Origin of the sequence: Parapedobacter pyrenivorans (genome assembly GCF_014636865.1) — a bacterium.
Classification (GTDB): domain Bacteria; phylum Bacteroidota; class Bacteroidia; order Sphingobacteriales; family Sphingobacteriaceae; genus Parapedobacter; species Parapedobacter pyrenivorans.
The window spans coordinates 461670-475014 of sequence record NZ_BMER01000001.1 but is presented as its reverse complement, the minus strand read 5'-3'; the positions used below and the strand labels follow the sequence as shown (position 1 = coordinate 475014).

Here is a 13345-nt window from a genome sequence, read left to right as displayed (position 1 = left end):
CTCCGATGGGAAGCATAAAGGCGTATTTACAACTGATGCGACCGGCGAATATCGTCACCGCCGTATCGGATATCTTAGCCGGCGTAGCCATCGCTTTGCTGTTTGTTCCGGTGTCGGCAACCGTTGATTGGCCTGCACTGCTAGCGCTGATGGTGTCCACGGTTGGGCTATACGGCGGCGGCGTGGTGTTCAATGATGTGTTTGACGCCGACCTCGATGCGAGCGAGCGGCCCGAACGACCACTCCCAAGTGGCCGGGCTTCTATGCGAGGAGCCGTAGGACTAGGGGCGGCGTTGTTTCTTGTGGGAATGGTCGCAGCTTGGTGTGTCGGCCTATCAGCGGTATTGATTGCAATGGCCATTGTGCTGATGTGCTTGATCTATGACCGATGGGCCAAACACCACTCCCTTACCGGTCCGTTGGCGATGGGATTGTGCCGGGGGCTGAATCTGCTACTTGGGATGAGCTACTCGCTCATGGCTTTGGATCAGGTTTGGTTCTTGGCCGGCGTTCCCGTAATTTATATTGCAGCCGTGACAACGATAAGTCGTGGTGAAGTGCATGGCGGGCAGCGGATGCCGTTGCTTTTTTCGGCTACGTTGTACGCCATCGTGGTGGGATGCGTTGCAGCATTTGGCCTGTATTACCACGGTGGTGTGTGGGGTGCTGGCATGTTGCTGCCATTTGTGTGTTTTGTATTTCCGCCACTGGTGAAGGCCATGCAAACGCTAAAATCCGGTGACATCCGGAAGTCGGTCAAGCACGGCGTGATCGGATTGATTTTTTTGAATGCAGCTTGGGCGGCGGCAGCAGGTATGTGGCCGTTGGCATTTGCCACGTTACTGCTGTTCCCGCTATCTAGTTGGATGGCCAAGTTGTTTGCAGTTACTTAGTGAGTCTATGAAGCCTATTATTAAACAGCAATTTTCGGTTACTTACCGATATGATATCCATTTTACGGCCGGGTTATTTACACCGGAAAATCCATTACTCGGCCGTTTTTTTTCAGAGCGCCTGGAAGACGCAGTACCAAAGCTTCTCGTGGTGCTGGACGAAGGGGTGGCAAAGCACCATCCCATACTGGCAGAGCGCATACATGATTATTTTCGCGATAAGCCCGCTGTGGACCTGATTGGAGAGATTATGATTGTTCCGGGCGGAGAGCTTATCAAAAACAGTCGGGAAAACGTAGATCGCATCATCGAAGCCGTAGACCGCCATGGCATAGACCGTCATTCGTATATCATGGCTATTGGTGGCGGCGCGGTACTTGATGCAGTGGGCTATGCATCGGCAATAGCCCACCGTGGCATCAGGCACATCCGTGTACCTACTACGGTACTTGCCCAAAACGACTCGGGGATGGGTGTAAAGAATGGAATTAATTACAGCGGGAAGAAGAACTTTGTTGGCACGTTCAGCCCGCCAGTGGCTGTCTTTAACGATAACCTGTTTTTGCTGACACTCAACGATCGCGCTTGGGCCTCCGGAATTTCTGAAGCGGTAAAAGTAGCACTGATCAAGGATGCGGCATTTTTCGAATGGATCGAAGCACATGCCGATCGTTTGCGTAGGCGGGATAGCGATGTCATGGACTACCTCATTTTCCGGTGTGCCGAATTGCACCTCCAGCACATTGCGGGAGCAGACCCCTTTGAGTTCGGTTCTTCCAGACCGTTGGACTTTGGCCACTGGAGCGCACATAAATTGGAGCAGCTTTCTGGTTTCGAAGTGTTGCATGGAGAAGCTGTGGCAATCGGTATCGCGCTGGATACCGTATATTCGGCGATCACGGATAGGCTGCACCCCGGAGATGCGCAGCGGGTGCTGACGTTATTCCAGAAACTTGGGTTGCCGATTTTCCATCCCTTGCTGGAAGGAAATGGTACGACCCATCCGTTGCTAACCGGCCTGGAGGAATTCCGGGAGCATCTTGGTGGTCGACTTACCATCATGCTGCTGCAGGGAATCGGGCGGGGCGTAGAGGTCCACGAGTTAGACAAAGAGCGGGTATTGCGAGCGGCTGCGGCATTGCAGGAAGGTGTTAACTTAGTAAGTTGATATGATCACGGAATACGGGCAACTGACCTATTGTACGAATATTCATGGTGGTGAAGCGTGGGACGAGCATTTCGAATCGCTAAAGACCCATTTTCCCGTCATCAAGCAGGCGGTATCGCCTAGCCAGCCCATGGGCATTGGCCTGAGACTGGCCGATAGAGCCAGTCGCACATTAACAGAACCCGCGCGGCTTGCCGAATTCATGGATTGGCTGGGGGATGTTGGGGGCTATGTCTTTACAATGAATGGTTTTCCCTTTGGTGCATTCCACGGTACGGTAGTAAAGGAGCATGTCCATACGCCAGACTGGACTACTACAGCGCGTCTGCACTATACCAAGCGGCTCTTTGTTATTCTAGCGGAGCTATTGCCCGATGGTATGGATGGCGGAATCTCTACCTCACCGCTTGGATACCGATATCAGTATGCCGATGATGGGGCAACGCGGCAGGGTATGCGACAACAGGCGACCCGGCACATCGTTGAGGTAGCAGCTTACCTTTACCAAATAAGGCAGGAACAAGGGAAAGATCTGCACTTGGATATTGAACCGGAGCCGGATGGTGTGCTGGAGACGGGCGAGGAGTTTATCGCGTGGTATGTAAACGAATTGGTGCCGGAGGGTATGCAGCTATTATCAAACCAGCTGGGCATTACACGCGCGGAGGCCGAACAGGCGATTAAGCATCACATCAGGCTTTGCTACGACGTTTGCCATTTTGCCCTCGGCTATGAGGATCATCACGTGGTGGTCGAGGCGTTGGCTCAGCAGGGCATCCAGATCGGGAAGTTTCAGATCAGCGCAGCGATCAAAGCCGCAATGCCGGCGGATAAGCGAGCGCGAAAGGTACTCGGCGACGCTTTTATGGCATTTGATGAGCCAACCTACCTGCATCAGGTCATTGCAAAGCATAGCGATGGTCTGTTGGTCCGTTTCAGGGACCTTCCGGAGGCACAAACGGGGCTTTTTGAAGAGCAGGTCACGGAATGGCGCTCGCATTTCCATGTTCCGATCTTCCTGGAAGATCTGGGAACGCTGAAATCGACCCAGTCGGATATCTTACAGGTACTGGATATTCATAAACACAGCCGTCGGAGCAATCACCTCGAAGTGGAAACCTATACCTGGGGTGTGTTGCCCGAACAAGTGCAACGCCCGATCGCCGAATCCATTTCACGCGAGCTAAACTGGGTTCTTCATCAATTTATTGACCATCACTGATATGCAAAGGACTGTTGTCATCGATATTGTCGGGTTGTCATCCGCCGTAATCGGCGAACACACCCCATTTTTGAAGAACTACATGGAAAATGCGCACGTGAGCCGGATAAAGCCTCACCTACCAGCAGTGACCACATCCATGCAGACGACCTACCTCACCGGCCTTTGGCCATCGCAGCATGGCATTGTTGGAAACGGCTGGTATGACCGGACGGATTGCGAAATAAAATTCTGGAAGCAATCCCATAAATTGGTTCAGGGCGAAGCGCTGTGGGATAGCGCTAAGCGTATGGATCCCGGCTTTACCTGTGCTCAACTGTTTTGGTGGTACAATATGTATACGGGAGCGGATTTTTCCGTTACCCCACGGCCCAATTACTTGGCGGATGGCCGGAAAATGCCCGATTGCTATTCCCACCCAACTTCCCTCCGGGATGAGCTTCAAACAAAATTCGGGCAGTTCCCGCTATTTAGTTTCTGGGGCCCAGGGGCCAATATTGCATCTTCCGAATGGATTGCCAACGCAGCCATGTACGTCGAAGACAAGCATCATCCCACACTGAGTTTGGTATACCTACCCCATTTGGACTACTGCCAGCAGAAATTTGGGCCCGATCCCGTTGGGATCGGTAAGGAATTGCGGGAAATTGATAGCCTCTTGGAAAAGCTGGTGGGCTTCTATGAACGCAAAGCGGTACAAGTGATTTTATTATCGGAATATGGTATTGTACCCGTATCAAAGCCCATACATATCAATCGCATCCTTCGCGAAGCGGGCTTACTGGGTATCCGTACCGAGCGTGGGCTGGAGCTACTTGATGCCGGTGCTTCTGCAGCATTTGCAGTAGCAGACCACCAAATAGCCCACATTTATACGAAAGACCAAGCTACCAAAGAACAAGTGATGAGATTGCTGGAAGGAGAGGTGGGAATCGACTTGTTACTTGACGACGCTGGAAAAAAGCAATATCATCTTGACCATGAGCGGGCGGGCGATGTTGTGGCCGTATCCAAACCGGATAGCTGGTTCACCTATTATTTTTGGCTCGATGACCGGGTGGCACCCGACTACGCCCGGGTGGTGGATATCCACAAGAAACCGGGATACGATCCTGTAGAAATGTTCATGACTTCCAAACTTCGGGCCGGATACAAACTGCTACGGAAGAAGCTGGGATTTCGGTACGTAATGGACGTAATTCCGCTTGACGCTACACGGGTAAAGGGCGCTCATGGCGCAATCAACATCCCCAGGGAATATTATCCCCTGCTGATCACCAAACACAAACGGTGGGAGGATGAGCTGGAGCCTACGGCGATCAGGGATGTCATACTCGACAGCCTTAGGACCTGAAGTAGCTCATGTACCGATTGCGGTAGCTTGCGGGAGAAAACCCCGTTTTTTCCTTGAATAATTTCGAGAAGTAAAAACACGAGTCGAATCCCAGATCATAGGCCACTTCCTTGATGAGTTTATCGGGAAGCGTCAGGAGTCGTTTTGCCTTTTCAATCTTTAGCTGGATCAAGTATTGACCTGGGGCAATGCCCGTATATTGTTTGAATATTTTCCGGAAAAGTGAATAACTGATGCCTAATGTGTCGGCAACCTGTTCGGCTGTTATGGTCGTTTCGGTGTTTTCGCGAAAAACTATTCTTGCCTGGCTTACAAGCTGTTCCATGTCGTTGTTGTTGCGACGAAAAGCCTTCTCCTTGCCAATCGCGTAGACGAAACCCAAGAGATGCAATATCTCACCAGAAATGAGGGGTTGGTAACCGGTCATTTCTGTCTTTGTACGTTCATAGATATCATTGAAAAATGCGATGACCTCTTCTTGGAACCCGATGTGCATAATTGGTTTCCGAAGGCTGAAAAAATTATTCCTAATGAGCTGGTCTGCAATTGGTCCTTTGAAACCGACCCAGTATTCGGTCCATCCGGTGCGTTCATTGGGTTTATAACGGTGCCATTCATCGGGAAACAGCATCACAATGGAGCCCGCTTTGATCTTTTTGATCCCTCCGGTCCGTGATTCGAACGACCCTTCGCCATGCGTGATGTAAATCAGCTGGTACTCACTCAAAATACGACCATTTTTCCAATTGAAGTAGTAGGTAGATGGATGGTCCGTGCTGGGATAGTTTGAAGACAACGGAATATGCCCAATTCCGGCGTTCAGCATATATAACCCCCATTTCTCATCCTCAGCACTGACTGGTAGGTATTTATGGTATGTTTTCATACGAACGTCTCCCGGCGGACAAAATGTATATCCGTAATATCAAATCGTATATGGATGGGCAAGTTAATAAAAATAATTTTGGGTAACCATTTGTAACATGATAACCAATATAAAGCAATGCCATTGATGACGTTAAAAATCGGCTTATTCGGAATAGGGCTTGATGTTTACTGGAGCCAGTTTGAAGGATTAAAAGACCGTTTGTCGTCCTATTTGCAGCAGGTACATCATCAGCTGGAGGGCGATGGCATTGACGTCATTAATTTGGGCCTTATTGATTCCGTGGATAAGGCCATGGATGCGGGGCATAGCTTTCGTCGGGCAGATGTAGATATCATTTTTCTGCATGTAACCACCTATGCATTATCCGCCACGGTGCTTCCGCTGGTGCAACGTGCCAGGATTCCCGTCATTATATTGAATCTTGCACCGAAGGCGGCTATTGATTACGATTATTTTAATGGATTAGGGAGCCGGCACCGCATGACAGGCGAATGGCTGGCCTATTGTTCCGCCTGTCCGGTGCCCGAACTGGTCAATGTGTTCAAACGGTCAGGAATACGATGCCATCAGGTAACGGGTTTGTTGAATGAAGATGACCGCTGCTGGGCAGAGGTTTCGGAGTGGATAGAAGCCGCAAAAGTAGCGAATATGATGGCACACAACAGATTGGGTGTGATGGGTACCTATTATTCAGGGATGTTGGATATCTATACCGATATGACGTTGCAGTTAGCAACCTTCGGAGGTCATATTGAGCATTTGGAAGTCGATGAGTTATCGGCATTGCGAAAGGCGGTGACGCAACAGCAGGTAACAGCACGGGTAGCCGATTTCGAAGCTGCATTTGACGTTCAACCCGATTGTAGCCAACATGAATTGGAGCGCGCGGCCCGCACTTCGTTGGCATTGGACCGCTTGGTAGCCAACTACAAGCTGGGCTCGCTGGCTTACTATTACAAGGGTAGGGGCATCGTAGAAAACGAAGACACCATGAGTTCCATTATTCTGGGTAGCACGTATCTGACGGCCAACAGCGTACCGGTGGCAGGTGAGTATGAAATCAAGAACGCGCAGGCGATGAAGATACTTGATGGCTTTGGTGCAGGGGGGTCATTTACGGAATATTATGCCATGGACTTTGACGACGATATCGTTCTTATGGGGCATGATGGGCCCGGGCATTATCAAATCGCTGAAGGAAAGATTAAGGTCAAGCCATTACAGGTATACCACGGTAAAGTGGGAAACGGTCTGGCTGTGGAAATGTCGGTGAAGTATGGCCCCGTAACCTTGCTGTCCGTTGTAGAAGGTGCAAACGGCACTTTATTGCTGCTGATGGCCGAGGGGATCTCTGAGGAGGGACCGATCCTTGAGATCGGAAATACCAACAGCCGGTACCGTTTTCCGGTAGGAGCCCGCCGATTCGTAGAAGATTGGAACAACCATGGCCCCGCTCACCATTGCGCTGTGGGTATGGGGCATATCGCCCGGAAGATTGAAAAGCTGGGTAAGCTGCTGAATATACAAACCATAAAGATATGTTGATATGATGAAAGAGCGTATACATTCAACTTGGCAAGGATACTTACTGTTAAGTATGATGGCCTTGTGCGCAACTGGGGGGATGGCACAGCGAAAGGCGGATAACACCTCGTTTTCGCAATTGGCGAAGGCCCTCGAAGAGCCCGATCGTTCCTATGGAAGTGCACCGCTTTGGGTCTGGCATACCAAAGTGACCGATGCCATCATTGATAGCGCGATGGCGGATTTCAAGGACAAGGGATTCGGCGGTGTATTTATCCATCCCAGACCGGGTTTAATCACCCCATACCTGTCTGAGGAATGGCATAGCCGCTATAAGCATAGCGTCGCGAAGGGGAAGGAGCTGGGATTAGACGTATGGATTTATGACGAGAATTCTTATCCAAGTGGTTTTGCAGGGGGGCATGTACCAGCCGCCATGCCCGAGTCCTACAATCAGGGGCAAATGCTCAACCTGACCAAAACCGACACGTTGCCGGAGGATACAACGCCTTACGCCATTATATTGCACAGGAAGGGTGAAGGTTATGTAAATGTTTCAAATACCACCATCCAGCCGGCAGACCGAATAGGGAGCTTCTACTTGTTTAAAAAGGCGTTTTATGGTAAGTCTCCATGGTATGCAGGTTTCTCTTATGTCGACTTATTGGCTAAAGGAGTCACGGAGAAGTTCATCGAGGTGACCATGCAGGGTTATGAAAAACACCTGGGAAGCGAGTTTGGCCATACGATACCTGGCGTATTTACCGATGAACCGAATATCGAAGTACAGGGTGAAAATAATATCCGTTGGACGCCCGATTTATTTGATCGGTTTACCGAGCGTTGGGGGTACGATTTGATACCACACTTACCTTCGCTTTATGAAGAAGTGGGTGAATGGCGCAAAATAAGGCATAACTACTACCAAGTGTTACTCCAGTTGTTTGTCGACCGATGGGCCAAGCCCTGGTATGCCTATACAGAAGAAAAAAGCTTGGAATGGACAGGGCATTACTGGGAGCACGGCTGGCCTAACCCCAACCATGGCGGTGACAATATGGCGATGTATGCCTGGCATCAACGGCCGGCTATCGATATGTTATTCAACCAGTTTGATGAGGAGAGCCCCAATGCTCAATTCGGAAACATCAGGGCGGTAAAAGAGCTGTCCAGTGTGGCTAATCAATTGGGCAGGAAACGGACGTTGAGCGAAACGTATGGCGGCGGGGGTTGGGAATTAACCATGGCAGATATGAAACGTTTGGGTGATTGGGAGTTCGTTTTAGGTGTCAATACGCTCAACCAGCATCTCGCAGACATGACCTTGCAAGGCGCACGTAAGTACGACTATCCGCAGTCATTTTCCTACCATAATCCATGGTGGCCCTACTACGGTTCACAAAATCGGTATTTCGCCAGGTTGTCCCTGGCGCTCTCCACAGGGTTTCAGGTTAATGATATCCTCATCCTCGAGCCTACCACTTCCGCTTGGATGTATTCCACATTTCAGTCAGCCAATCCCCGTCGGGATTCGATCGGGAGGCAGTTCCAGACCTTCGTGACTACCTTGGAGCGCGCGCAATCGGAGTATGACCTGGGGTCTGAAAATATCATCAAAGACCATGGCAGTACCCGTGATGGCCGGTTTGTGGTAGGTATGCGTGAATACCACACAGTGGTAATCCCGCCGGGCATGGAAAACATCGATCGGACAACCTTTGAATTGATCGTGCAATATATCGAGCAGGGTGGTCGCCTGCTGCTTTTTGAAGACGTGAATTTTATAGACGGCGAGGTCGCGGATGCGGATATCGCTCGTCTGCAGGCAAACAGCAGTGTAAGGACTTTTGATGCCCTGGACGAACGCATAATGCGGGATTATTTTTTAAACGACGATATCGTATTCAAGGGTGACAGCCTGATACACCCCCAGCTCTACCATCACCGCCGGGTGCTGCAAGACGGACAGTTGGTGTTTTTGGTCAATTCAAGTTTGGAGCAGTCCAAAACGGTTACGGTGGATGTACGAGGTAAGCAAGCACTTTACTTGGATACGAAAACTGGGGATGTCTTTCATTTTCCATCAACCACGTCGGGCCCATACCAATCGCTGCAATATACGCTGCCAGCCGCTGGGAGCGCACTGTTCTTTATTGCAAAGGAAGCCCACGATGGATATCCGCTTTGGCGGGCGCTGGCATCGACGGGGCAGGAATTGGTCACTGGGCAAAGTCGGGCGAAACGTCTTCAGCGTAATGTGCTCACCATCGACTTTTGCGATGTGGCTATTGGCGATACCTTACTGAAAGATTTAAATACCTTCTATGCAACAGATACGGTTTTCAAACACTACGGTTTCGCAGATGGCAACCCTTGGAACACATCCGTCCAATACAAAGACCAAACCATCAGCAGGGACACCTTTGCGCAGGGAACTGGCTTTACCGCGAGTTATCATTTTCAGGTTGCTTCTGGGGTAGCAATGGCGGACTTGGAGGCCGTGGTTGAGCAACCCGGCCTTTGGCAGGTATCCGTGAATGGCCATGCACTTGCACCCAAGCCAGGCCAGTGGTGGTTGGATCGCGATTTTGCAGTGTTTGCAATCGGTCAGTATTGCCGTCCCGGAAGTAATACACTCGAAATACGGGCCCACCGGATGAGTGTGTATGCGGAGATTGAACCGGTATACCTATTGGGTGATTTCGGGCTTCGCACGTTGGCCAAAGGATGGGAGATTAAGGCAAGCACACCCCTGTCGCTGGGCAGTTGGAAGGACCAAGGAATGCCCTTCTATGGGCATGAAGTGGCCTATATCAAGTCGTTTGAAGGCAATGCCGGGCAACGTTACTTGGTGAAGCTGAATGATTGGAAAGGAACGGCTGCAATCGTGACGGTCAATGGAAAAGAAGCGGGATATATCCATTATCCACCCTACGAGCTGGAATTGGATGAAGGCGTGGTGGATGGTCATAATGAAGTGGAAATCAAAATAATAGGCAGTTTAAAAAACACGCTTGGCCCGCATCACGGCAACCCACGGCCCGGAATGGTATCACCATGGCACTGGCGGCGGGTAGCGGGCTATCCCCCCGGAGCAGCCTATGATACCTATGACTATGGGCTTATGGAAGATTTTGACATACTTCGTATCCCCCAATCTCCTGATGGACAAAAACCGATATAAACAAATTATTAATCAATACAGTATACGCTTATGAAACGATCACGGATTTCTTATTGGGGCATTTTGGCACGGTACCTGTCAGTTATTTTGATTTGGCCCGCCGTGCTGCACGGACAGGAACAGCGAACAATTACGGGCACGGTAGCCGATGCCGCCGGCCCCTTGCCAGGTGTCACCGTTACGGTTAAAGAGACGAATGAAGCAACCTATACCGACGACGAGGGCACATTTTCCATTGCTGCAGAACAAGGGGAAACATTGGTTTTTTCCTTAATCGGGTATAGCGCTCAGGAAATCGCTATCGATGCGCGATCTTCATTCAACGTGATGATGGAACCAACAACGAGCGATTTGGATGAGGTGGTTGTCATCGGGTATGGAACGCAGCAGCGCCGTGCCATTACCGGATCCATTTCCAATGTAGATGCAGGCGTACTTAAAGACGTGCCTGTCGGCCAGTTTTCACAAAAACTACAGGGGCGCATTGCCGGCGTGCAGATCAGCCAAACTACCGGACGGCCGGGGCAAGGAATGGCCGTACGCATACGGGGTGCAGCATCCATGAATGCAGGTAACAGCCCGCTTTATGTCGTGGATGGGCAGCCGATTACCGGAGACATCAACAACATCAATCCCGACGAAATCGAGAGCTTCTCTGTCCTGAAAGATGCATCCGCTACGGTTTTGTACGGCTCACGTGCGGCAAATGGGGTAATATTGGTTACCACCAAGAGCGGGAAGGGTACAGAAGGAGTGACCGTCAGCCTATCGACCTACGGCGGTCTCCAGCACGTACCGCAGCGTGGACGCCCTGATGTGATGAATGCCAGGGAGTTTGCCCAGTGGCAAAAGAATTTCTACGAAGATAAAATCAGGTATGAAAATTGGGTAAATCCCGCCACGGGATTGGCCGAGATTCCGGAAGATTACAGCAACCCCGAACAGTATGGCGAAGGAACCGACTGGTATAGTATCCTGTTGCGGCAGGGAGCACCTATCCAGAATTATTCCCTATCCGTTACTTCAAACAGTGAAAAATACAGTACGGCGGTGACAGCGGGGTATTTCAATCAGCAAGGGGTGTTGCTCAATACCGGGTATCAACGGTTCTCTTTCCGGGCAAACAACGAATTCAGGCCGCACGAACGGATTACACTCGGGTTTAACATCGCACCGACCTTGCAATTGGATCATAATACGCTAACGAATACCGATGGTCAGCGCCAGGTAATCGATGGCGCGTTCATTACCAGCCCGATTTCTCCGGCCATCAATCCCGATGGTTCATTGCCCATTACCACCAATACATTCGGCATGTTTCCCAACCCGAATTGGTACCACGTATTGCAAGAGAAGCTCGATGATTTCAAACGCACGAGGGCATTGGGGAATGTATTCGGCGAAGTGATGATTGTGGAGGGATTGAAATTCAAGACGCGGGCAGATTTTGATCTGGAATCACGGACACAGCACAATTTTGCTTCATCGACCTCTGGGGGTGGTTTGTTTGTAGCCCCACCGCAACCGGCAACAGGCGCATATAATACCCGGAGTTACTATTCGTGGCTCAACGAAAATTTACTCACTTATGAAAAGACCTTCGGTGACCATAATTTTGATGTATTGCTCGGGTATACCGCACAGAAATTCCGGGAGGAAAACAGCAATATCAATAAAACGGACTTTCCAAGTGATGATATACCCTGGTTGAACGCAGGGGCTACCGTCACCGGGGCAGGTAGCAGCACAGCGGCTTGGTCCTTGCAGTCTGTCATCGGCCGCCTGAATTACAGCTTCAAAGGAAGGTATTTGCTGTCGGGCGCGATTCGGCGGGATGGGTCTTCGCGTTTTGGGTCAGACCGGAAGTGGGGCTCCTTTCCTTCTGTTTCGGTAGGGTGGATAGCCAGCGAAGAGGATTTTCTGCAAGACAACGAATACCTTTCATTCCTGAAGGTCAGGGCCAGCTACGGCCTGGTAGGGAATAACAATATCGGAAATTACCGGTCGATAGCGATGATGGGACCGACAAACTACGTACTCAACTCATCGTTGGTGCAAGGGCTTTCTATCACGTCGCTGGGCAACCCTTTACTGGGATGGGAGACAACAGATCAGCTTGATGTTGGGGTTGAGATCGGGCTGTTCAATGACCGGATTAACCTGGTTTATGATTATTACCGAAAAGTAACGGACGGCATGCTTTATCCGGTTGAGTTGCCACGGGCATCCGGGTTTAGCTCGGTTTGGACCAATGTGGGTACCTTCAAATTCTGGGGGCACGAAATCGGGATCAGCACCAAAAACATCAACGGTGAGTTAATCTGGAATTCGGACTTGAATGTTACATTCAACCGGAATGAAGTGCTGAAACTGGGTACGAATAATACACCGATTGGAGGATATGGAGATCAGGGCGATTTCAATCGTACGGCGGTGGGCTACCCTATCGGTCAATTCTACGGATATGTTTTTGATGGCGTGTACATGACCCAAGCGGAATTTGATGCACAACCGAAACATGCTTCCTCGCAGATCGGCACGGTCCGAATGAAAGACCTCAACGGTGACAACGTGATAACCAATGAAGACCGCACGTTTATTGGCGACCCCAACCCAAAATTCGTCTTCGGATTTAATAATAGCTTCAGCTATAAGAACTGGGACCTAAGCTTTCTTTTTGCAGGATCTGTGGGTGGAAAAACCATGGATGCGACCTATGAAAATACCGAAAACCTCGATGGCGTATTCAACGTACGCAAGGTGGTAATGGACGGATGGCGGTCGCCGGAAGACCCCGGAAACGGGGAAGTGCCGCGTACGTTGACGGGCACTACAGCGCTATTCCGGTTTACGAATTCCCGCTGGGTGTATAATTCCACCTATGCGTCATTACGAAATATTACGCTTGGTCATACACTGAAGTTCCAACGTCCGTACTTAAGGGATGTGAGGTTGTATGTGAGCGTCCAGGAAGCACTGATGCTGACGAAATATCCGGGCTTGAATCCCGAGGTTAGCATCAGCGGCGCGGACCCGCTACGGCTTAGCGTAGACCAGACGGCGTATCCCGTACCGCGGACCTTTACTTTTGGACTGAATGTAAATTTTTAA

8 protein-coding genes are annotated in these 13345 nt (G+C 50.4%); 7 read left to right on the top strand and 1 reads right to left on the bottom strand.

The window, feature by feature from the left end:
• Positions 1–5 precede the first annotated feature (5 nt).
• The 4 genes from eboC to IEV98_RS01790 are packed head-to-tail and all read left to right on the top strand — an operon-like array spanning position 6 to position 4637.
• Positions 6–893, top strand: a complete 888-nt coding sequence (gene eboC / locus IEV98_RS01805; RefSeq protein WP_229738519.1) for a UbiA-like protein EboC — start codon at positions 6–8, stop codon at positions 891–893.
• Between the two features lie 7 nt (positions 894–900).
• Positions 901–2061: a 3-dehydroquinate synthase gene (locus IEV98_RS01800; protein ID WP_188504224.1), complete on the top strand. Its 1161-nt coding sequence runs from the start codon at positions 901–903 to the stop codon at positions 2059–2061.
• A 1-nt stretch (position 2062) separates the two neighbouring features.
• Positions 2063–3283: a metabolite traffic protein EboE gene (gene eboE / locus IEV98_RS01795; protein WP_188504223.1), complete on the top strand. Its 1221-nt coding sequence runs from the start codon at positions 2063–2065 to the stop codon at positions 3281–3283.
• A gap of 1 nt (position 3284) precedes the next feature.
• Positions 3285–4637, top strand: coding sequence for an alkaline phosphatase family protein (locus IEV98_RS01790; protein ID WP_188504222.1), 1353 nt, complete (start codon positions 3285–3287; stop codon positions 4635–4637).
• Here the strand turns inward: IEV98_RS01790 and IEV98_RS01785 are convergent.
• Positions 4627–5523 (bottom strand): AraC family transcriptional regulator, encoded by an 897-nt coding sequence (locus IEV98_RS01785; RefSeq protein WP_188504221.1) that lies wholly within the window; start codon positions 5521–5523, stop codon positions 4627–4629. The genes IEV98_RS01790 and IEV98_RS01785 overlap by 11 nt on opposite strands.
• 126 nt (positions 5524–5649) lie before the next feature.
• On the opposite strand from IEV98_RS01785, the gene IEV98_RS01780 reads away from it, so the two are divergent.
• From IEV98_RS01780 to IEV98_RS01770, 3 genes are read left to right on the top strand one after another with little or no spacing between them, the layout of a single operon-like run.
• Positions 5650–7071 carry an arabinose isomerase gene (locus IEV98_RS01780; protein WP_188504220.1) on the top strand — a complete coding sequence of 474 codons (1422 nt, stop codon included), beginning with the start codon at positions 5650–5652 and terminating at the stop codon, positions 7069–7071.
• A gap of 1 nt (position 7072) precedes the next feature.
• Complete coding sequence (locus IEV98_RS01775; RefSeq protein ID WP_188504219.1) at positions 7073–10234, top strand: glycosyl hydrolase; 3162 nt, start codon at positions 7073–7075, stop codon at positions 10232–10234.
• 30 nt (positions 10235–10264) lie between these two features.
• Positions 10265–13345 carry a SusC/RagA family TonB-linked outer membrane protein gene (locus IEV98_RS01770; protein WP_188504218.1) on the top strand — a complete coding sequence of 1027 codons (3081 nt, stop codon included), beginning with the start codon at positions 10265–10267 and terminating at the stop codon, positions 13343–13345.